17 protein-coding genes are annotated in these 21,467 nt (G+C 49.9%); 3 read left to right on the forward strand and 14 right to left on the reverse strand.

The window, feature by feature from the left end; translation table 11 throughout:
• Nucleotides 1-311 precede the first annotated feature (311 nt).
• Nucleotides 312-911 (forward strand): acetate uptake transporter, encoded by a 600-nt coding sequence (gene satP, locus AB3Y96_RS18575; protein ID WP_072309999.1) that lies wholly within the window; start codon nt 312-314, stop codon nt 909-911.
• Nucleotides 912-1,005: 94 nt separating this feature from the next.
• On the opposite strand, the gene AB3Y96_RS18580 is transcribed toward satP, so the two are convergent.
• The 13 genes from AB3Y96_RS18580 to tal form a co-directional block, all read right to left on the reverse strand.
• Nucleotides 1,006-2,499, reverse strand: a complete 1,494-nt coding sequence (locus tag AB3Y96_RS18580) for an MFS transporter (RefSeq protein ID WP_367299918.1) — start codon at nt 2,497-2,499, stop codon at nt 1,006-1,008.
• A gap of 153 nt (nt 2,500-2,652) precedes the next feature.
• Entirely contained in the window at nt 2,653-3,552 is a 900-nt protein-coding gene (gene nanA, locus AB3Y96_RS18585; protein ID WP_367299919.1) for an N-acetylneuraminate lyase, read from the reverse strand.
• 201 nt (nt 3,553-3,753) lie between these two features.
• A complete protein-coding gene (locus AB3Y96_RS18590; protein ID WP_367299920.1) occupies nt 3,754-4,518 on the reverse strand; it encodes a transcriptional regulator NanR in 765 nt (254 codons plus the stop codon).
• 224 nt (nt 4,519-4,742) lie between these two features.
• Complete coding sequence (locus tag AB3Y96_RS18595; RefSeq protein ID WP_367299921.1) at nt 4,743-6,065, reverse strand: MFS transporter; 1,323 nt, start codon at nt 6,063-6,065, stop codon at nt 4,743-4,745.
• A gap of 165 nt (nt 6,066-6,230) precedes the next feature.
• Nucleotides 6,231-6,818 carry a molybdopterin adenylyltransferase gene (mog, locus tag AB3Y96_RS18600; protein ID WP_367299922.1) on the reverse strand — a complete coding sequence of 196 codons (588 nt, stop codon included), beginning with the start codon at nt 6,816-6,818 and terminating at the stop codon, nt 6,231-6,233.
• On the reverse strand, nt 6,815-7,471 hold the full coding sequence (locus tag AB3Y96_RS18605) for an HAD family hydrolase (RefSeq protein ID WP_367299923.1): 657 nt from the start codon (nt 7,469-7,471) through the stop codon (nt 6,815-6,817). Before AB3Y96_RS18605 ends, mog begins: the two co-directional genes overlap by 4 nt.
• 936 nt (nt 7,472-8,407) lie before the next feature.
• Nucleotides 8,408-9,088, reverse strand: coding sequence for a DNA-binding transcriptional regulator CsiR (csiR, locus tag AB3Y96_RS18610; protein WP_367299924.1), 681 nt, complete (start codon nt 9,086-9,088; stop codon nt 8,408-8,410).
• Nucleotides 9,089-9,217: 129 nt separating this feature from the next.
• Complete coding sequence (gene gabP / locus AB3Y96_RS18615) at nt 9,218-10,618, reverse strand: GABA permease (protein ID WP_367299925.1); 1,401 nt, start codon at nt 10,616-10,618, stop codon at nt 9,218-9,220.
• A 142-nt stretch (nt 10,619-10,760) separates the two neighbouring features.
• Entirely contained in the window at nt 10,761-12,044 is a 1,284-nt protein-coding gene (gabT, locus tag AB3Y96_RS18620) for a 4-aminobutyrate--2-oxoglutarate transaminase (RefSeq protein ID WP_040045431.1), read from the reverse strand.
• A 73-nt stretch (nt 12,045-12,117) separates the two neighbouring features.
• Complete coding sequence (gabD, locus tag AB3Y96_RS18625; protein WP_367299926.1) at nt 12,118-13,566, reverse strand: NADP-dependent succinate-semialdehyde dehydrogenase; 1,449 nt, start codon at nt 13,564-13,566, stop codon at nt 12,118-12,120.
• A 49-nt stretch (nt 13,567-13,615) separates the two neighbouring features.
• Complete coding sequence (lhgO, locus tag AB3Y96_RS18630; RefSeq protein ID WP_367299927.1) at nt 13,616-14,875, reverse strand: L-2-hydroxyglutarate oxidase; 1,260 nt, start codon at nt 14,873-14,875, stop codon at nt 13,616-13,618.
• A gap of 85 nt (nt 14,876-14,960) precedes the next feature.
• Nucleotides 14,961-15,938, reverse strand: a complete 978-nt coding sequence (gene glaH, locus AB3Y96_RS18635; protein ID WP_367299928.1) for a glutarate dioxygenase GlaH — start codon at nt 15,936-15,938, stop codon at nt 14,961-14,963.
• A 307-nt stretch (nt 15,939-16,245) separates the two neighbouring features.
• Nucleotides 16,246-17,199, reverse strand: coding sequence for a transaldolase (tal, locus tag AB3Y96_RS18640; RefSeq protein WP_025801399.1), 954 nt, complete (start codon nt 17,197-17,199; stop codon nt 16,246-16,248).
• 461 nt (nt 17,200-17,660) lie between these two features.
• Between tal and AB3Y96_RS18645 the strand changes: the two genes are divergently transcribed.
• Both AB3Y96_RS18645 and yaaA read left to right on the forward strand, forming a co-directional pair.
• Nucleotides 17,661-19,094: a sodium:alanine symporter family protein gene (locus tag AB3Y96_RS18645; RefSeq protein ID WP_072309632.1), complete on the forward strand. Its 1,434-nt coding sequence runs from the start codon at nt 17,661-17,663 to the stop codon at nt 19,092-19,094.
• A 115-nt stretch (nt 19,095-19,209) separates the two neighbouring features.
• The gene (yaaA, locus tag AB3Y96_RS18650) at nt 19,210-19,989 is read left to right on the forward strand and encodes a peroxide stress protein YaaA (protein ID WP_367299929.1); all 780 of its coding nucleotides are present in this window, start codon (nt 19,210-19,212) and stop codon (nt 19,987-19,989) included.
• 185 nt (nt 19,990-20,174) lie between these two features.
• On the opposite strand, the gene thrC is transcribed toward yaaA, so the two are convergent.
• Nucleotides 20,175-21,464 (reverse strand): threonine synthase, encoded by a 1,290-nt coding sequence (gene thrC / locus AB3Y96_RS18655; RefSeq protein ID WP_367299930.1) that lies wholly within the window; start codon nt 21,462-21,464, stop codon nt 20,175-20,177.
• Nucleotides 21,465-21,467 lie beyond the last annotated feature (3 nt).

Genomic DNA, 21,467 nt, shown 5'->3' on the forward strand with positions numbered 1-21,467 from the left:
TTAAAACAGGGTTACTCGGTAACCAACTGCGTTGTAAGTAAGATGGGGTCGCTCAAGCGGACAACAAGGGGGGAGATTAAAAAAAATATGATTTTTTAACCTACAAGATCATTGTTTATGTTCCAACTCCTCATTATTATGCCGCGCGCTCGATCGTTGAAAACAGCCACAATGCCATAACCCATTGTGTTCTCGAGCACGTACCAATGAATTTCCATGCTTAATTAATTGACGCTGAATATATAAATATCAACATCAATTTCATTGGATTATTTGTTTCTACATTAAACTTCTCTTATTACAGAGGCTCTATGCACACCAACAAGTTGGCGAATCCCGGTCCTTTAGGCCTGATGGGCTTCGGGATGACCACCGTCTTGCTGAACCTGCACAACGCAGGCTTTTTCCCTCTAACTTCCGTGATTATCTCTATGGGGATTTTCTTTGGAGGGTTTGCTCAGATCTTAGCTGGGCTGCTTGAGTACAAAAAAGGCAATACTTTCGGTTTAACCGCATTCACGTCCTATGGCGCTTTCTGGCTGTCTTTGGTCGGTATTCTGGTATTGCCAAAAATGGGTCTGGCCGATGCCAGCGATGCAAGCTTCCTCGGCACCTATCTGGCGCTGTGGGGCATCTTCACCCTGTTTATGTTCTGCGGCACTTTGGGTGCTAACCGCGTTCTGCAATTCGTATTTGCGAGCCTGACCGTGCTGTTCTTCCTGTTGGCCTACGGCAACATCACCGGCAACGCAGCGGTTCTGCATTTTGCTGGTTTTGAAGGCATCGTTTGTGGCGCAAGCGCAATCTACTTAGCCATGGCTGAAGTGATCAACGAACAGGCTGGACGCACCGTGCTACCAATCGGCGAATGCAAATGCCCGAAAGCCAACGCACATCCTGCTGAGCTGTAATCTTCAGCGCGTTTCTTGATATAAAGAACGCGAGAAAACAAAAAGCCCCGTAATGAATACGGGGCTTTTTTTTATCATCATGATTTATATGAAATTACTTATGCGGAACCGGCACAGCTAAAACTTTCTTTGCCGTACGCCCAATAGCACCGCTAAACGGCTTTCCATCAATCGTATCATGCGTTCTTATTCCTTCCGGCTTAATCCAGCGCTGCACGCGCGATGGCATATCCAAACCAATCAGCAGAATAACGACAAAGGTCAGGCTAAAGGAAAGCGAAGCCAGCGCTGTACCCAGATCCAAACGCTGAGCTATCGTTGCGCCAAGAATCGGTGCTAAAGCTCCGCCTAGTGCCCCAACGTTATAGGTAAAACCAAGCCCCGCCGCGCGCTGTTCAGTATCAAAATATCCACCAATCAGCTTAGGCAAAATCCCAGAAATCCCCTGCCCTAACATTTGTTGTAGGAACAACAGAATGCCCAGCGTCCACAAACTTCCGCCACCGATAGCAAATACCGGGATAATTAAAAGCTGGGAAAGCAGCAAACTGTAGACATAGGCTTTACGCGTCCCCAACCAATCACCGAGAAAACCACCGACACAACAGCCAACCGCTGCACCAAATCCGCTAAAGAACAGGATATGCGCCACGGTGGATGGGTCATATAACAGCTCAGTTTTTAAATAGGTTGGCAGCAGTGCCTGAATCGGCCATGAGTAAAGGAAGGCAAACAACACGACCACCATGAGCATCACGCCCGTTGGCCAACGATTGCCGCTGCTTTGCACCATAAAACTGATAAAGATAGCCGCGCAAATCAAACCAAGTACCGTGATAATAAATGGATTACCAATATCTCCGGTAAAACATAAATAGAGCGCTAACGATGCAGTAACGGTCATCATGACGTTCAGCACTTTGCGCGGGCCACGGTATAAAATATCCACCATGGTTTTCACTGGTTGTTTATCACCAAATTTCTTTTCCCAATCTTCAGCTTCAGGAATATTTTTACGCAGCCAAAGCGCAAAGATAATCGGTAAAATACCTATAAAGAACAGCGCACGCCAACCCCATTCAGGTACAACCACACTATATACTTGCGCTGAAATAACGGCCCCGATGGAAAACCCTGAGATCAAAAAGCCGCTGGCTTTATTACGCAAATGTTTTGGCCAACTCTCGATCACATAGGTTGCGCTAGAACCATATTCGCCCGCCATGCCCATGCCAATCATGAGTCGAGCAATAAACATGGTGGTGAAACCGGGAGCAAAACCACAGGCTAATGTGCCTACGGAAAATAAAACGATGCTGGTGATCATCGCTAATTTTCGTCCGTAGCGATCGCCCATGGCACCTAATAATAACCCGCCAAACCATCGGGATATAAAAGCGGCTGAAATAAGGCTTGCCGCTTCCACGGTGGTTAATCCAAATTCACTTTGGATTTCAGTTAGTACTAAAGCGATTAATACAAAATCAAAACCATCAAGCAAATAGCCAATCCACGCGGCTGAAAACGCTTTCCATTGTGACTTGCTGATATGTCGGTACCACGGAAGATCTTGGGTAGTGTTATTCATAAAGCACTCCCGGCGCAGGTCTAATTATTTAAGGTCTATAAATTGCCCGCGCTCTATATCGTAGGGTAAGAGTTTTTTCGATATACCTGAAATTTCAAGATGAAGCCGATGGCCCACATCTTGAAATTAACAGGCATAAGAATAAGTTCAGCGTTATTGTGCTGCTCTTTCTGCACTCAGCTGTGCGGCTAATTGGCGAAGCTCAGGCAAATATTGCTCTTCAACCGGTGCAAAAGGTTTACGACAAATCGGCGTATCAACAACATCCATATAATGCAGTATCGTTTTCAATCCACGGAACACGCCAACTTTAATCAGCACATCAATCACTTTATTACACTCGGTTTGCAGTAACTGAGCCTGAGAAATATTGTCTTCTTTCAGGGCTTGCATAATGCCCTTATAGCGCCAGCCCATCACGTTATAGGTACTACCGATCCCACCATCCGCACCGGCTAACAGCCCTGACAGGAAAATTTCATCATAGCCGTTGTAAATCACTTTATCTGGATGCGCCCGACGGACTTGCTCCATCTGATATAAATCACCGGAAGTTTGTTTCAACGCCGCAACGCCAGGCAAGGTAATCAGGGTTGAGATTTGATCGAGTGAAAGCTTCACGCCGCTTAATGCCGGGATGTTATATACCACCATCGGCAATCCTTCAGCCGCGTCGATGATGGCGCGGTAGTGATCGCAGTGTTCGCCAAAACTGAACGGATAATAGAACGGCGTCACGGCAGATACGGCGTCAAAGCCATAGCGTTTTGCCGCGCCCGCCAAGATCTGGCTTTCATGCGTGCTGATCCCACCCACGTGGGCAATCAGCGTCAGCTTACCTTTGGCTTCCTGCGCCACGGCTTCTAATACCTGCTCACGCTCCTGCAAGTTTTGGATAAATGCTTCGCCGGTAGACCCTCCCACATAGAGGCCATCTACGCCCTGAGCAATATTGAACTGTACCAATCGACGCAGGCTGGGGATATCCAACTGCTGTTGTGGATTAAACGGCGTCAGTAACGCAGGCATCACCCCATGGAGATTTTTCGACATAAGACCCTCTGATTTGTTTATTTGATAAACACAAAGATATACCTTTATACCTGTTATACCAGACTAAAAAACGAACTAAGGCGATATTCGCTTTGATATGTGATCAATCTCAGATAAAGCAGGGTGAAGAAGATCTTCTTACAAGATTAAAGATGAAGAAGATCTCGTTTCGACCATTCTCGACAAGGAATAAAAAGATCGTTATTTTTTGGCAGGGTAATAGGCAGCAAAAACGCTATTGAGATGGGATTTGAGAGCCTTATCCGCAGCGTCAGGATCTCGCTTACAGATCGCTTGATAAATTTCGATATGCTGCTGATAGCTTATATTATTGTGGGCGTGTAATTCTGCCAGCGACACCGTGGGGCGTGCGGCAATTAGCCAATCCAACAGCGCCACATGGATAACCATGAAGATCGGATTACCGGGGATCTCCGCAAGCTCGCGATGAAATTCGATATCGGATCGAATGAACAGATCGTTATCGTCAAGCGACTGGCTGTTCATTTCCAACGCTTTGCCCAAGCGCGCAATCTGCTCATCGGTGGCAAATTCAGCGGCATAGCGCACTAAGCTGGACTCAAAGAACAAACGCAGCTGCTCAAAATGAGCGATACCGTCAGGCTTGGTGAGAAAGTCTTTGGCCATGCCTGAAAGTTCAGAAATGATGGTATCTGCGGATGGGCGACAAACACGAGCGCGTTCGCCGTTATTAATCTGCACCAGCCCTTTGCGCTTTAGCGCGGCCAGCGCCTCTCGCACGGAGGGTCGACCCACATTAAAAAAGGCCATCAGTTCACGCTCTGAAGGCAACTGCTCACCTTCTGCAAACTCACGCCGACGGATCATTTGTTCTAACTCTTCTTCAACCACATCAGACAGCTTTTTACGAGGTACTGGGCGTCGGCGCATTGCATGCCCGATGGCTTCAGAATTTTCAACAGGACGATCGTCTGATGTGCTCATAAATTAACGTTCTGGCTGGTTCCGTCAGTGATAAATCCAATCGCAGGAAGTCTATGATATTTCAATAAACCCACTGGGCTGATAAGAGAAAGTTCGCTTGAAGCATAACATAGGAAAAGAGAGACGGCTAAGCAAGCAGGAATGTTGAAAGCGTGATGTTTACCCTAAGCAAAAACGCCCTGCCAAGGCGGCAGAGCGTTTACGATAATGATTTAGCTGTGTTCTTAGTGCCCCGATGGCACTAACGGCTTATTTTCAGCATGAGCCTCACTGTTTAAATCACGCTGTAAATAAAGCCCCAGCAGCAATCCAACCAGTGACAGCGCCAACACGTAATATGCCGGAGCCATCGGCGTCACTTTCATAATTAGCGTAACAAAAATTGGCGTTAATCCCCCGAAGATGGCGTAGGCCACGTTATAGGAGAATGAAATTCCGCTGAAACGTACCTCGGCGGGGAACGCTCTTACCATGACATAAGGCACTGCGCCCACAATACCCACGCTGAATCCGGCCAACGCATAGCCCAAGAATAACTGCTCGGCGCTTACGCCAGCGGCTACAGAGTGGTAAAACGTCCAGCTACACACGGCTAAAAATAGGCTGCCAACGATAAAGGTTTTGCTCGCGCCAAAGCGATCAATTAAACGCCCAGCAATCACGCAGCCAATCGTCAGCGCTATCGTCGCCAAGCAGTTAGCCTGTAATGCCAGCGCCGGTGAAATGCCAAACTGTTTTTGCAAATAGGTTGGCGTCATCAGGATCACCACCACAATACCGGCCGACAACAGCCACGTGAGCAGCATTGAAATAGCCACTTCGGTGCGATGATTTTTCACCACCGTTTTCAACGGCATCTCTTCGGCTAACGCCTTACGCGCCTGCATTTCGATAAAAATCGGTGTTTCTTGTAACCAGCGACGCAGGTACATGGCAAACAGGCCAAAGATCCCACCTAAGAAGAACGGAATACGCCAGCCACCGGCCAAAATAGCGTCTTGGCTCATTACCGTATTGAGCAAGGTGGCCACCAGCGATCCCAACAAAATACCGGCGGTTAATCCCGCGGTTAAGGTGCCGCAGGCAAATCCAACGCGTTTGCGCGGCACATGCTCGGCCACAAATACCCAAGCGCCCGGCACTTCACCACCAATCGCCGCGCCCTGAAGCACGCGCATCAGCAGCAGCAGTAGCGGTGCGGCAATACCAATACTTTGATAAGTCGGCAGCATCCCCATCGCCAACGTTGGCAATGCCATCAGCAAGATACTCAGGGAGAACATTTTTTTGCGCCCGACTTTGTCACCAAAGTGCGCCATGATGATCCCACCAAGCGGACGAGCCAGATAACCGGCAGCAAAAATCCCGAAGGTCTGCACTTGACGCAGCCACTCAGGCATATCGACTGGGAAGAAGAGATCGCTGACAACCGCCGCGAAGAACACAAAAATGATGAAGTCGTAGAACTCTAACGCGCCGCCCAAGGCTGCCAACGTCAAAGTCTTGTAGTCCTGCCGATTTAAACGGCGATTATGATTTTGTTCCATAAGATCCAGCCCAGTACGTTATTTTTCATATTATTTTGCGATGTTGTGTGGTTATAAACCGGCATCACGGCTTAGTGTTACAAAGTTGTAATGCAAAATAATTAATATAACGTTACTGGGTGACTGGCTAGTCGTACTGAATCTTATGCCGCAATGAGTTCAATTTCAGTCGATTGTTTCGCGACGCGCACTTTTAGGACGAAAAGCTGCTATTACGCGCGGATCGGTTTCTACATACGGCCCGTCTAATAGCTGAATGCAATAAGGCACGCTAGCGAAAATCCCGTGCACAATCGGCTTTCCGCTTTCATCCTTAACGCCTTCCAGCGTTTCCTTGATCGACTTAGGCTGCCCCGGCAAATTGATGATCAACGCCTGCTTGCGGATCACGCCCACCTGGCGCGACAAAATCGCCGTCGGTACATAGTGCAAACTGATTTGGCGCATCTGTTCGCCAAAGCCCGGCATTTCACGGTCGGCGACTGCTAACGTTGCATCCGGCGTCACATCGCGGCGAGCAGGGCCGGTGCCACCGGTGGTCAGCACCAAGTGACAGCCCATTTCATCAACCAGCTCGCACAAAGTCTGCTCGATCATGACTTGTTCATCGGGAATTAACCGCGTTTCCAGCGTAAATTCCGTGGTGAGCGCTTGCTCCAACCACTCTTGTAAAGCTGGAATACCTTTATCCTGATAAACACCGCTGGAAGCACGATCGGAAATCGAGACCAGACCTATACGCAATGCATTCATGCAACTACCTCTATGACTATTCCTTGACGCTGGGGATGCAGAATAATACTACGCCAGCCGCTAATAACCACATCTGCACGCTGTAAATGATGCCGTTGATGGCGATTGGTGATGGCAATAACCGTCATTCCTGCGGCCTGAGCGGCTTTAATTCCAGCCTCATCGCTTTCAAAAACGAGACAATCACGCGGATCTACGCCGTAAAAACTGGCGGCGAGTAAGTAAGGTTCTGGATCGGGCCGACCGCTTGATACCTGCTCGGCTCCCACCATCAACGGTGGACGCTGCATACCGGCCTGCTGCAACTGCGCTTCGGCGCGTGCACGATGAGACTGCGTCACCACGCCCCACGGCGTTTCGCCTAGCGCCTGTAGCAGCTCAGAAACACCTTGCTGTAATTGGCTTCGATGACGCTGGGTCATTTGCAACAACGCCGCCTCCAACGCATTCACCTCTTGCTGGGTATCTAGGTGAGGGGCTAAACGGCGCACAATTTCCTGCACACGTTGGCTATGAACCTGTTCTCCCAGCAATGCCCCATCAATGCCGTGTTGCTGCGCCCACTGCATCCACACCTGCTGAGCATGGTTACCTGAATCCAAAAGAGCGCCATCCATATCTAGAAAAACGGCGGCAAATTGTTTTTTCCACATAGCGAATTCCTCTTAGAGAACGATTAACCAAGTATAAGAGTTACGGTAGATCTGTCTGGTTTGTGAATCAAAGATTCGGAATAAACTGTGGAGGGAGAAGTGGCAAGCACTGGTGACAGGAGTTATCTGGATTGCATAAATGTCAGGTTTCTTCCTTCAGGCATGCATGCGAATACTCTGTAAGATTTCGTCCGCCAGACACGCATGCGAATACGGTGTAAGGTTTCGTCCGTCAGACACGCATGCGAATGCTGTGTCAGGTTTCGTCCGTCAGACACGCATGCGAATACGGTGTAAGGTTTCGTCCGCCGATTTATACCGAACACCATTGATACATCAATGAAGGCGTCCGATGAGGGGCGCCAGCGCGCGCCCCTTCAATCCTCGCGCTTTTATCCGAGACGCCATCTCCGCGCCGGGTCGGCATGCGCCATCCTTGGCGCCTCCTCCCCTAACGCTAACATCCTGTTAGCGTTGCTCTTTCTCCCAATACTTAAACAAAAAAACAGATAAAGTTTTTGTCTTTTGTCTTTTGGGTTTGACCTTATCTGGCACGTTGTTCTTTAGCCGAATTGAGGAATGCAGGCTAGGATTTGCCGACTGGATGTCGGCAAAAGAGCGACGGAGGCATGGATGCCGATTGTCGCTCGTTCCGTTAAAGCCGGAATGACGAGATGAGGGAACCTGCGAAGCAGGCTGAAGAACGGTGCCAAGCCGGGTTGTTAGGGGGCGGCGATTGGCCCCCTAACACGGACGCCTGCACGGTTTAAATGTAGAGTTCAGTATTTTAGGCGGACGTAACTTACCCCAATATAAAAATATTCAAGCATGAGTAATTGAGAGATTGCGCTAGCAACCTTTCGTCGGACGCCTGCACGATTTAAATGTGAAGCTCAGTGTTTTAGGCGGACGTAACTTACCCCATATCTAAAACACTTATGCCCCCTTCCCCCCCATTGCCTCCCGAATAATCGGTATCGGCGTGAGCAAATGCTGCCGCATCAGCTCACCGGCGCGCTTTCCATCACGAGCCAAAATCACCTTCACCAGTTCATCATGCTCATGATGTTTATTCTCTAGCATCTCCACGGAAAGCACGGTTTCTCGCAGCCAAATGAAGCGGTAGCGCGCCGCGAGATCAAACAGTCTGGCTCGCATTTGCAGCAGGTATTGCGAGCCGCATCCGGCAACAATCGCCGTGTGAAATGCCTGATGGCGTTGATCCCATTCATCCAGCAAATCTTCGCTGGCATCACTGGCCTCTAGTTTGGCGAGCATATGAGAACGCGCGAGGATCTCAGCCTCCCAATCGTCTTTGCCGCGCTCAATCGCCAACTGCACCAGCATCGATTCCATATTGGCTCGAGCATCAAAAATATCGAGCAATTCGGCCTGCGACATCGAGGCAACGCGATAGCCTTTTTGGCTAACCACCGTCACCAGATGTTCTGCCACCAGCTGTGAAAGCGCCTCGCGTAGCGGGCCAACGCCCAGCCCATAGCGGCTCGTCAACAGACTCATGCGTAACTTTTCATCCGGCTGATAGATACCGCGGATGATGTCTCTTTTCAGCCATTGATAACCGTCAAACGTGGAATAAGGTAAAGAGGCGGTCATAGGCATAGCTCCCAAATAGCCACGAAGCAAAAAGAATAACCTACCAAAGTTGCAGGATCTCTTATACGAAAATGCGCCGTTTCAGTACTGACCAAACCGGCGCATCAAGATTATTAGCAAGCCCCTTCGTTACCTCAAACTCTGCTGAGGCTGTTTTTGCCACTCAAACAGCGCCTTCCAACGCGTCATGATCGGCACAGTACAAATGATACCAATGCCCAACAGCACGGTTGAAACCACTTCGATACGCTGTTCTGGCCTAAACATCATCACCACTAACACGAAGGTGATAAACAGGATCACCGTCCATGTTAGATAGGGATATAGCCACATTTTAAGCTTGAGCTCGTTGCCCTGCGTTAACAGGATCTTACGCATTCTCAGCTGAGAAACCGCAATCACTAAATACACCAGCAAAGCGATTGCGCCAGAACTGGCGATCAGGAAATTAAACACCTTGGCGGGAGCGTAATAGTTAACAATGACGGTCAAAAACGCCGCGCCGGTTGACAATAAAACCGCCACGTAAGGCGTTTTACTGCGGTTGGTTTTGCCCATAAAAGCGGGCGCATCACCACGGTGGCTCAGTGAATAGAGCATACGCGAAGCGGTATACAGCGCCGAATTCAAACAGCTGGTGACGGACAACAGGATCACACAGTCCATGATCAATTTGGCATGCGGAATATGTAGCAGCTGCAGCACCGAGCTATAAGATCCTACGGTTTTCAGCTCCGGTGCGTTCCAAGGAACCAACGCCACCACCACAAAGATCGAGCACAGATAGAAGATCGCAATACGCCAAATCACGGAGTTGGTCGCCCTCACAATATGCTTGTCTGGGGTATCTGACTCAGCCGCCGCGATCGTTACGATCTCCGCGCCCATAAAAGAAAACATGGTGATCAACATGGCGCTGATCACTGCCCCAAAGCCATTTGGCATAAAGCCGCCGTGATCCCATAGCCGAGACACGCCGCTGACCTGAACATGCGGATAAAACCCGGTGATGGCAATAGCCCCCACCACGATAAAGGCCAGAATGGCGATCACTTTGCACAGCGCCAACCAAAATTCAAACTCACCGTAGTTCTTAACGCTAAGCAAATTACTACCGGTTAGTGCCAAAGTAATGAGTAATGAAAATAGCCAGATAGGCACTACAGGTAGCCACGAGTTAAGAATGATGGCGGCGATATTGGCTTCCAGAGGGATCACCAAAACCCAGAACCACCAGTAAAGCCAGCCAATGGTATACCCTGCCCATTTGCCAATAGATCGTTCGGCATAGGTTGAGAAGGAGCCGGTATCCGGCGACGCCACCGCCATTTCACCGAGCATGCGCATAATCAACAGCACCAGCAAACCAGCGAAAAGATAAGACAGTAATACCGCTGGCCCCGCCTGTGAAATCGCAACGCCTGAGCCAACAAATAGGCTAGCGCCGATAACACCTGCAATGGACAGCATGGTGACATGGCGGGACTTCAGCCCGCCTCCCAGCGAGTTTGTTTCTGTAATCTGACCCATAATTCGAACCCTCTCGAAAGTTTTGCACTTAGGGAGAGCGCTCCGGCATTCCCGCGCCGGAGCACGCGCATTGTTATTATTTAGCCATCAGACTTCCTTTATGACGGGTGCTACTCGCGTAACCACAAGCACCTCGTTGCGCTTAGTTTTTCTTAGCCTCGGTAAAACATTCGGCGATAATATCCAGACCCTGTTTGATCTGCGCGTCACTCACCGTGAGCGGAACCAGAATACGCAGCACGTTATAGTACGGCCCGCATGACAACAGGATGAGCCCCTTATCACGCGCACGCGCAACCACTTCTGCCGTCAGTTTGGCATTCGGTTTATGCACATCGCCGTTTTCGAACAGTTCAATCGCAATCATCGCGCCAAGACCACGCACATCACCGATTTCTGGATGAGTTTCTGCGATATTGAGCAGGCCATCTTTCAGCTTCTGTCCCACATCGTTGGCGCGCTGCAACAGATTTTCTTCATCAAAAGTTTCAAGCACCGCTAAGGCTGCCGCACAGGCAATTGGGCTACCGGCATAGGTTCCACCCAGCCCGCCCGGCGCAATGGCATCCATAATTTCGGCTTTGCCTGTTACGCCTGCGAGAGGGAAACCACCCGCAATAGATTTCGCAAAGGTAGTGAGATCGGCAGCAACACCTAACTGCTCCATCGCAAACAACGTTCCGGTACGCCCTGCTCCGCTTTGCACTTCATCGGCAATCAGCATGATCCCATGCTCATCACACAGTTCGCGCAGGCGTTTCATAAAGGCAGGCGACGTTGAATAGAATCCCCCTTCCCCCTGCACCGGTTCGATAACGATGGCAGCAATATCTTCAGGCGCAGCGTCGTTTTTGAAAATGCGATGAATACTGGCGATGGCATCATCGTCGCTGACACCGTGTAATTCACAAGGATACAAAGCGCGGAACACGTGCCCCGGCATTAACCCCATGCCTGCCGAGTAAGGGTTTACTTTGCCGGTCAACGATAAGGTGTAATGAGTACGCCCATGATAAGCACCGCTAAAAGCGATGGTTCCGCTGCGCTTGGTGGCCGCTCTGGCAATCTTCACCGCGTTTTCTACCGCTTCAGAGCCTGTCGTCACCAGCAGAGTTTTTTTGTCAAAATCACCCGGAACGCGCTTGTTCATGATTTCGCACAGTTCCAAATACGGTTCGTAGGCCAACACTTGGAAACAGGTATGCGACAGTTTTTTCAGCTGAGCTTCAACCGCAGCCACCACTTTTGGATGCAAATGGCCCGTATTTAGAACCGCAATCCCGCCTGCAAAGTCCAGATATTCACGCCCTTCGACGTCCCATACGCGGCAGTTTTCTGCTCGCTCGGCAAAAATAGGATGGATCTGCCCCACGCCGCGTGGAATGGCGTTACTACGGCGCTGCATCAGTTCTTTATTCGTGCTCATCAGGTGTCCTCTCAGTATTCGGGTAGGCGGCTGATGCCGCTCTGTTGGTGTTAAAAAGTAAGGTCAGTTCTATTTACAAGCCGATGCACATATATTTGATTTCGAGATAATCTTCGATGCCATACTTCGAGCCTTCGCGGCCCAGGCCTGAGGCTTTGATCCCGCCAAAAGGCGCAACTTCATTCGAAATAATGCCGGTGTTGATCCCCACGATGCCGTACTCCAGCGCTTCGCCAACGCGGAATACGCGGCTGAGATCGCGCGCATAAAAATAAGCCGCCAAGCCAAATTCGGTATCATTGGCCTGCGCAACCACATCGGCTTCATCTTTAAAACGAAACAGCGGAGCCAGCGGGCCAAAAGTCTCTTCTTTGGCAACTTTAGCGTTCGCAGGAACATCCACTAAAATGGTGGGCTGAAAGAAATTACCGCCTAAATCGTGCGGCTGGCCGCCGGTAATAATGCGAGCCCCTTTCGATAGCGCGTCTTCAATGTGCTCTTTCACTTTCGCCACCGCTTTTTCATCAATCAGCGGGCCCGTTGTTACGCCCTGCGCTAAACCATCGCCCAACGTAAGTTTTTCAACCGCAGCCTGCAGTTTTTTAGCAAAAGCGTCATAAACCCCATCCTGAACATAAAGGCGGTTAGCACACACGCAGGTTTGCCCCGCATTACGGAACTTAGAAGCCAGCGCACCGTCAACCGCTTTATCCAAATCAGCATCGTCAAACACGATGAATGGCGCATTCCCGCCCAGCTCCAGCGAAACTTTTTTGATGTCTTTGGCGCACTGTTGCATCAGCTGACGACCAATTTCGGTCGATCCGGTAAACGAGAGTTTGCGCACTAGCGGGTTACCCGTGAGCTCATTTCCCACTTCGCTGGCCGAGCCGGTCACCACGTTAAATACGCCGTCTGGGATCCCTGCGCGCTGGGCCAACTCCGCAAGTGCCAACGCTGAAAACGGCGTTTGGCTCGCGGGTTTAAGCACCATGGTGCAGCCAGCGGCAAGCGCAGGCCCTGCCTTGCGCGTGATCATTGCCGCAGGAAAGTTCCACGGGGTGATCGCAGCGGTAACGCCAATCGGCTGTTTGATCACGATAAGGCGTTTGTCTGCCTGATGACCTGGAATGGTATCGCCATAAATGCGTTTGCCTTCTTCGGCAAACCACTCAATAAAAGAGGCGGCATAGGCGATCTCCCCCTTGGCCTCAGCCAACGGTTTGCCCTGTTCCAGCGTCATGAGCTTGGCGAGATCGTCTTGGTTAGCCATCATGAGATCGAACCAGCGACGCAGGATCGTCGCACGCTCTTTGGCCGTTAACGCACGCCATGCAGGCAATGCCTGATTGGCCGCTTCAATCGCCATGCGCGTTTCATTTGCCCCCATTTTGGGCACGGTGCCCAAAAGCTGAGCATTAGCGGGGTTTGTCACTTCAATAGTTTTCTTACTTTCTGCATCACACCACTTTCCTTGAATAAAGGCCTGCTGGCGAAAAAGCGTTGGGTCGTTAAGTTGCATAGCGAATTCCTTATTCATCAGTAAATTAGCTTTTGTTATTAGATGACGTTTATACGGTGGCCAAAGACGGCTTATCGTTAATTGCCGCGGTTAAGGTGCGGCCGTTATGGGTTTGTCCTGCCAGTAGCGCCTGAACTTTGCCTACAATATGCGTGCCAATCGGGATCGCCGAAGTCGCTGCCGGTGAAGGCGCGTTGCAAACATGGATACTGCGAGCGGTGGTCACAAACAGAAAATCATCAATCAGTTTGCCGTCGGGCGAAACGGCCTGAGCACGCACGCCTGCGGGATAGGGCTGAAGATCCTGTTTGGTCAAGCTTGGGCAATACTTTTGTACGCGTTTGAGATAGCCGCTTTTGCACAGAGAATTTTTCATCTCATCCAGACCGGACTTGAGGTTTTGCCGCATCACGCTACGAATACCGGAAGAACCGAATATCTCGAGCGTGTCGCTGAGCGAAATATCACGTTTGCGATAGCCTTCGCGCTTAAATGCCAGCACAGCGTTCGGCCCCACGGTCACGCTGCCGTCGATCATGCGAGTCAGGTGCACGCCTAAAAACGGCATCGACGGATCGGGGATCGGATAAATGAGATGGTTCACAATATGATTATGCTGCGGCGCTAAACGGAAATATTCGCCACGGAATGGACAAATAATAAAGCCGGGATCGACACCCAGCATTTTCACCAAACGATCTGCCATCAGCCCTGAACAGGTGATCAGGTTAGATCCTTCATAATCACCCGCCGTCGTTGTGACGATCACGCCCTGAGCATGCTCCCGCAGCGCGGTAACTTCCGCGTGATAGACGATCTCGCCACCGGCGGCGCGGAAACGATCTGACATTGCCGTTGTGACTTCGGTGTAGCTGACGATCCCACTGGAGGGTACCAGAATACCGCCAAGCCCAACGATGTTGGGCTCGCGCTCATGAAGCTCTTCCGCGCTCAGCCAATAACGCTCTAAGCCGTTAGCTTCAGTGCGATCCCATAGCGCGCGCATACGTTGCATTTCTAGCTCGGACGTTGCCACCAGCATTTTCCCGCAGGTGTCATAGCGAATATTGTTTTCATCACAAAAGGCTTTCGTCGCTCGATTACCTTCCAAACAGAATTTGGCTTTTAAACTACCGGGCGTGTAATAAACACCTGCATGTATCACACCGCTATTGTGGCCGGTCTGGTGGCACGCAGGGCCGCCCTCTTTTTCCAGCAATACAATGCGGGCATCTGGATAGACGCCGATCAACTGCATGGCAGTCGACATCCCAATGATGCCACCGCCAACGATCACAAAGTCATACATCCGGCTCATTCCTTCCTCAAACTCTCTTGCGTGCTCTCTGGTTCTAACGAGAGCACGCTCGGTTAATAACAAATGAAGCCGAGGCTTATTGCCCAGCCTGATAATGCGAGGTGGAATAGCTGATATATCCGCGCTGACGCATCAGTTCACGGCGCAGTTCTGGGTGCGGTGTGAAGCGATCGCGGCCATGCAGCCAGAACAAGTTATTAATCAAAAGGAATTTGCCGACCGGAACCGGAACCGAAACGATATTGCGGCTGCCTTCGAGCGCATCTGAAAGCTCACTCAGCCAGTTGCCCTCTTCGAAATCCTTCGGTTGAGCAAACTGATCGATATAGCGCATCACCGGACGCCCTTGCCCATCGACATCAAATACCGGATGGAAAACATCTTGGGTAACGTTCTTGCTTGGCGGCGCAGTCCAACGAATTGGGCGACGAGCCAACGGGTGGCTGAAATAGTTATCTAATGACTCCCAGTCATCCAGATGCAGCAATAGGGAATTGCCGCCCTGCATATTCTGCTCGTCGATTTTCATCATCAGCACATAGTCAGTCACTTCATCCACGAAAGTGCCATCGTTATGCAGCTCTAATACGCGGTGAGGCTGACGCAGGTAGCTATCTGAACTATCGACGTTTTTCACTACAAAACGGGCATAGAACTGGCCGCTCATAGCGTCATAGTTGGAGCGCCCGATTAGATGCGCCACCGCAGTAGCAATTTTGACCATCTCATCTGCCTGCTCGACGTGATCGATACCCTCAGCACCGATCAGTAAGGCACCTTGAGTTCGCGCCAGAATGGTATTGAGCAGCAATGGCTGAAGCTGGTTCCCGCAGAGTTCATCAAGGATTTTAGCCACGCGAAAACGCAGGAATGATTTGTACTCCAGCGCTTGTACGGGCCATTCAGCCACCTGCTCTAAAAAGCGTTGCGTGGTAGCAGCATCGAAATTGAGTTCAAGCATGCGTGGCGACTGTGCCGATGGGCGAACGGTAAAGCCTTGCCCTTTGGTTTTAGCTTCAGAGATATCCTGCTTTACGGCGGTTAACGCATTCATCAGAAAGTATCCTCATTGCAGAAAATTATTATCGGCAGAGCAATTTCCAGACATGCTCATTTCGTAGCCATAATTTAAAAATATCTACATTTTGGAAAATTGCGTATAAAAAAGCATAAATGTTTATTTTTTGTGATCAACAATACACAATCATTTTACATTCATAAGCAAGGATAATTAGAGAGACTTATTTAAGATGATGAAGTAAAACAACTTTATTCATATCTAAAGTGAGGGGAATATTTTAGTGTTATTTAAATGTAAAAAAACCAGCCCTAGGGCTGGTTTCATGAACTGAACGGCTTGATTACAGCAGGTCAGCGATCATTTTTTCCAGTTTGCCTTGGTCTACGGCAAACTTGCGGATACCGTCAGACAGTTTATCAACCGCCATTGGATCCTGATTGTGCTGCCAGTAGAACTCAGCTTCGGTCAGACGTGCTGGACGCGCTTTGATTTCACCGGTGTAGCTCAGTTTACGCTCAACGTCGCCCTGTGCTTCAGACAGCTCTTTCAGCAGCGCTGGAGCGATGGTCAGACGATCACAGCCAGCCAGTTCCAGAATCTCGCCCATGTTACGGAAGCTTGCGCCCATAACCACGGTTTCATAGCCGTGCTGTTTGTAGTATTCGTAGATTTCGGTGACGGATACAACGCCTGGATCTTCGTTTGGCGCATATTCTTTCTTGTCGGTATTTGATTTGTACCAGTCAAGGATGCGGCCAACAAATGGAGAAATCAGGTATACACCTGCTTCAGCACAAGCACGCGCCTGAGCGAAGGAGAACAGCAGCGTCAGGTTACAGTTAATGCCTTCTTTTTCCAGCTGCTCCGCAGCGCGGATACCCTGCCAGGTTGAAGCCAGTTTGATCAGGATGCGATCGTTGCTGATGCCAGCATCGTTATACATTTTGATCAGACGTTTAGCTTTAGCAACGCTAGCTTCGGTGTCGTAAGACATGCGCGCATCAACTTCGGTAGAGATGCGGCCTGGGACCAGTTTCAAAATTTCCAGACCGATATTGACGGCCAGCTTATCTGAAGCATCCACAACCTGCTGAGCTTTGTCGCTGCTCTGGCTGCGCGCCCAAGCAATCGCTTCATCAATCAGCTTACGGTATTCAGGAATTTGTGCTGCATTCAGGATCAGAGAAGGGTTGGTAGTTGCATCTTGTGGTTGATACAACTTCATTGCAGCGATATCGCCGGTGTCGGCCACAACGGTGGTCAGCTGGCGTAGGGATGTCAGTTTATCGGTCATTTTTAGCGTTTCCATTATTGGTGCATAAAACCAGAATTGATGCAGCAATGGTTTTGCTTGTCACTTTTTGAGCTATAACACGGATATTCTCAAGTGAATAACGCCATTGTGCATGAACTGTTGGCGGTTTATGACGTGCCTGTAGCTGATAATAACACGCATCCACTGTTGCGCAATGCACTAAACTCGTCATAAAACCTATCACTTTTATCGGTTCTAGTGCAGAAACAGCAGGCAACCGTTTTCGGCTTCGCTAAAAACAGTACACAGGCGGAAATGAGAATAAACCGTCATCGTTTTTCAAACTTATGCTACATTCTTGCCGTTTTTCAGCCTCAAAATTTGCGCGAGTTGCGCAACACCAAAGCCCAGTTGTCACCATAAAAATATTATCGGCTCGGTGAAATTTTCGTTGTGCTTTTATGCAGTTACGCGATGTTATTGAACACTAGGAGAGCGTTTTGACGGATCTAATTAGCTTTATCAACAACATATTGTGGGGATCGGTGCTGATCTACCTTTTGATCGGCACAGGGATCTTTTTCACTATTCGAACCGGATTCATTCAGTTTCGTCATTTCGGCCATATGTTTTCGGTTTTAAAAAACAGTAATAAGGCCGACAGCTCAGGCATTTCTTCCTTTCAGGCGTTATGTACCAGCCTTGCCGCCCGCGTTGGCACCGGTAACTTAACCGGCGTCGCCATTGCAATTACCGCAGGTGGCCCCGGAGCCGTTTTCTGGATGTGGGTAGTTGCCGTGATTGGCATGGCAACCTCTTTTATCGAAAGCACCTTGGCGCAGTTATACAAAACCAAAGACGATCAGGGAAACTACCGTGGCGGCCCCGCCTATTACATGGAGAGAGGGCTCGGTATGCGGTGGATGGGCGTTCTATTTTCGATCTTCTTAATCATCGCATTTGGTTTGGTATTTAACGCCGTACAGTCTAACTCTATTGCTCAGGCCACCGCCGTTGCCTTCGGCCTTAAGCCACAGTATGCCGGTATCGCTTTAGTTTTGTTCAGCGGCGCTATCATTTTTGGCGGATTGCGCTCAATTGCCAAAACAGCAGAGTTGATCGTGCCGTTTATGGCTATCGCCTATTTGGCGCTGGCATTCTGGGTGGTTGGGCACAACCTGAGCCGCATGCCCGACGTCCTTTTACTGATATTCAAAAGCGCTTTCGGCTTGCAGGAAGCGGCCGCTGGCGCAGTGGGGTATGGTATCGCACAGGCCATGACGCAAGGTATCCAGCGCGGCCTATTTTCAAACGAAGCCGGTATGGGATCTGCGCCTAATGCCGCAGCATCTGCAACGCCATATCCACCGCATCCGGCATCACAGGGCTATGTGCAGATGTTCGGTGTTTTTATCGATACGCTGGTTATCTGTAGCGCCACGGCGGCAATTATTCTTTCATCAGGTGCATTAGACCACGCGCCGGGCAGTATTAGCGGGATTGAGCTCACCCAGCGAGCGCTGGCGTCCTCGGTGGGGGGTTGGGCGTCTACCTTTATTGCGACTGCCATCTTTTTCTTTGGTTTTACGTCGATTATCGCCAACTATTCGTATGCCGAGAGCAATCTGGTTTTTCTTGAGCACAACCATCCCGCCGGTCTAATACTGTTCCGCTGTTGTACATTGGGCATGGTGATGTTCGGTACGCTCGCCGAATTGCCGTTGGTATGGAAGATGGCCGATCTTTCCATGGCAATGATGACAATCACTAACCTGATCGCAATTTTACTGCTCTCCGGTGTAGCGCTGAAATTGGCCAAAGATTATAACCACCAGCGCAGTATCGGGCGCTTGCCGACCTTTGATATCAGCCAATATCCTGAAATTCAGCAGCAGGTTGAACCAGGCATTTGGGATAAACCGAAATCTGAGTAGTTCCCCGAAAAATAGGGGGCGTCGATGTAATACGATGCCCCTATCACACTGATTAATCCCTTCTCAATCTTAAATTTGTTACATTAGTGGCCAACTCTCATAACAGGATCAATCCATGCTGATTATTATCTCACCTGCCAAAACGCTGGATTATGAAAGCCCGCTGGCAACAACGCGCTTTACTCAACCTGAACTGCTCGATCGCTCTGCCGAGCTGATGCAATATTGCCGTGAATTAACACCGGCACAGATTGGCAGCCTGATGAAAATCAGCGATAAGCTAGCAGGGCTGAATACCGCACGCTTTGCCGAATGGCAGCCAAATTTCACGCCTGAAAATGCACGTCAGGCAATTCTGGCCTTTAAGGGTGACGTTTATACGGGGCTGCAAGCCGAAGACTTTAGCGAGCAAGATTTCGACTTTGCTCAGCAGCATCTACGCATGCTTTCTGGCCTGTACGGCCTGCTTCGGCCACTCGACCTGATGATGCCGTATCGTCTGGAGATGGGCATTAAATTGCATAACGGCAAAGGCAATGATTTGTATAGTTTCTGGGGCGATTTGCTCACCGAGAAACTAAATCAGCAGTTGAAAGCACAAGGCGATAACGTGCTGATTAACCTTGCGTCTGATGAATACTTTAAAGCCGTAAAACCCGCCAAATTAGATGGACAGCTAATTAAGCCGGTATTTTTAGATGAGAAAGGCGGCAAATTTAAAGTTATCAGTTTCTACGCCAAAAAGGCGCGCGGCCTGATGAGCCGCTTTATCATTCAAAATCAGTTAACCAAACCTGAACAGCTGAAAGATTTCAATTTAGAAGGGTATTTCTTCGAAGATGAGAAGCCGTATAAATCAGGCAGCGAGCTTATTTTTAAACGCCACGAAGCGTAAAAAAGAAAACCGGCTTATCGCCTAACGTCGTTCGTTCAAGAGATCGAGATACACGGGTCTACCACACCGTGGGGCGCTCCGGCGGCTTACGCCGCTACGACCCCATCGGTGTGCTCCCCCTAAAATCGGACTTAAGTAAACGGTATTATCTTTTTGCCGGTTTTTTATCACTCATTTTCAAGTGGTTACTTTGCCCATTGCATCATAAAAGCGCGAAGCGGAACGAAATCCGCTGCCATTTGATGCGAGAGCAAAGGCAAATTGGCGCGTTCTGCCAGTTCGGCTGGCAAAGGCAGATCGCTGGCTAAAATCTCATCGACGACTTCTTTAAACTTCGCCGGATGTGCAGTACCTAAGAACAGGCCAAACTCCCCCGGCTGCAGGGTATCACGCAAAACACGATAGGCAATTGCCGCATGAGGCTCAGAGATGTAACCAAGCTGTGCCATTTCGCGCACCGTTTGGCGCGTCACGTCATCAGAAACATGCCCATAAGCCAGTTCTTTGAGCTGCCATATCTTACGACGGAATAATTCTTCAACCCGCGGCCAGTTATTTGGGCGGCTGACGTCCATCGCATTCGATAGCGTCGCCACGGTGTTATGCGGCTGCCACTCACCGGTGGCAAGGAAGCGCGGCACGGTGTCGTTCGCGTTAGTCGCCGCAATAAAACGTTTAATCGGTAATCCCAAAGATTTCGCCAGTAAACCGGCGGTTAAATCACCAAAGTTACCGCTAGGTACAGAAACCACCAGCTGATTACGTGCTTCTTGAGGCAGTTGCGCTACGGCTTCAAAGTAGTAGCAGATCTGAGCCAGCAAGCGGCTGATATTGATTGAGTTAGCAGAGTTCAGCCCAACCGCGTTTTTAAGCTCTTCATCATCAAAGGCTTGTTTGACCAGCGCCTGACAATCATCAAAATCACCGTCGATAGCAATCGTCTGGATGTTTCCACCCAACGTGCAGAACAGTTTTTCCTGCAACGGACTGATTTTCCCCTGGGGATAGAGAATGACAACGCGTACGTTCTCTAAGCCGTAAAATGCGTGGGCCACCGCAGCGCCGGTGTCACCGGAGGTGGCAGTCAGAATAGTGACAGGCTCATTGCCCGCCACTTCCTGTAGCATCTGCGCCATAAAGCGCCCGCCGAAATCCTTAAACGCTAACGTTGGCCCGTGAAATAGCTCAAGTGCAGCAATATCCGGTTCCACCTGTGCAACCGGCGCAGGGAAAGCAAAAGCCGCTTTCACGCGATCATGGATGACCTCCGGAGCAAACTCATCCGCCAAATAGGCGGATAAGATATTCGCGCTGCGGGTCACAAAATCCTGTTTCAGCAAGCTGTCAATTTCGGTCAGCTCAAACTCTGGCAGTTCTAAAGGAAAGAATAGCCCCTGATTTTTGCCCAACCCCTGTTTAATTGCCTGCGCAAAGCTGACCTGCTCGTTATGATCTTTCAGATTATAAAGTTTCATGCG

The organism is Hafnia alvei (assembly GCF_964063325.1).
GTDB lineage: Bacteria > Pseudomonadota > Gammaproteobacteria > Enterobacterales > Enterobacteriaceae > Hafnia > Hafnia alvei_B.

Coding starts and splice junctions, on each gene's coding strand:
- glaH (WP_367299928.1), bottom strand. CDS start 15,938: ATGAATGCGTTAACCGCCGTAAAGCAGGATATCTCTGAAGCTAAAACC.
- AB3Y96_RS18595 (WP_367299921.1), bottom strand. CDS start 6,065: ATGGAACAAAATCATAATCGCCGTTTAAATCGGCAGGACTACAAGACT.
- AB3Y96_RS18580 (WP_367299918.1), bottom strand. CDS start 2,499: ATGAATAACACTACCCAAGATCTTCCGTGGTACCGACATATCAGCAAG.
- thrC (WP_367299930.1), bottom strand. CDS start 21,464: ATGAAACTTTATAATCTGAAAGATCATAACGAGCAGGTCAGCTTTGCG.
- nanA (WP_367299919.1), bottom strand. CDS start 3,552: ATGTCGAAAAATCTCCATGGGGTGATGCCTGCGTTACTGACGCCGTTT.
- yaaA (WP_367299929.1), top strand. CDS start 19,210: ATGCTGATTATTATCTCACCTGCCAAAACGCTGGATTATGAAAGCCCG.
- gabT (WP_040045431.1), bottom strand. CDS start 12,044: ATGAGCACGAATAAAGAACTGATGCAGCGCCGTAGTAACGCCATTCCA.
- csiR (WP_367299924.1), bottom strand. CDS start 9,088: ATGACCGCCTCTTTACCTTATTCCACGTTTGACGGTTATCAATGGCTG.
- satP (WP_072309999.1), top strand. CDS start 312: ATGCACACCAACAAGTTGGCGAATCCCGGTCCTTTAGGCCTGATGGGC.
- AB3Y96_RS18605 (WP_367299923.1), bottom strand. CDS start 7,471: ATGTGGAAAAAACAATTTGCCGCCGTTTTTCTAGATATGGATGGCGCT.
- lhgO (WP_367299927.1), bottom strand. CDS start 14,875: ATGTATGACTTTGTGATCGTTGGCGGTGGCATCATTGGGATGTCGACT.
- gabP (WP_367299925.1), bottom strand. CDS start 10,618: ATGGGTCAGATTACAGAAACAAACTCGCTGGGAGGCGGGCTGAAGTCC.
- gabD (WP_367299926.1), bottom strand. CDS start 13,566: ATGCAACTTAACGACCCAACGCTTTTTCGCCAGCAGGCCTTTATTCAA.
- AB3Y96_RS18590 (WP_367299920.1), bottom strand. CDS start 4,518: ATGAGCACATCAGACGATCGTCCTGTTGAAAATTCTGAAGCCATCGGG.
- mog (WP_367299922.1), bottom strand. CDS start 6,818: ATGAATGCATTGCGTATAGGTCTGGTCTCGATTTCCGATCGTGCTTCC.
- tal (WP_025801399.1), bottom strand. CDS start 17,199: ATGACCGATAAACTGACATCCCTACGCCAGCTGACCACCGTTGTGGCC.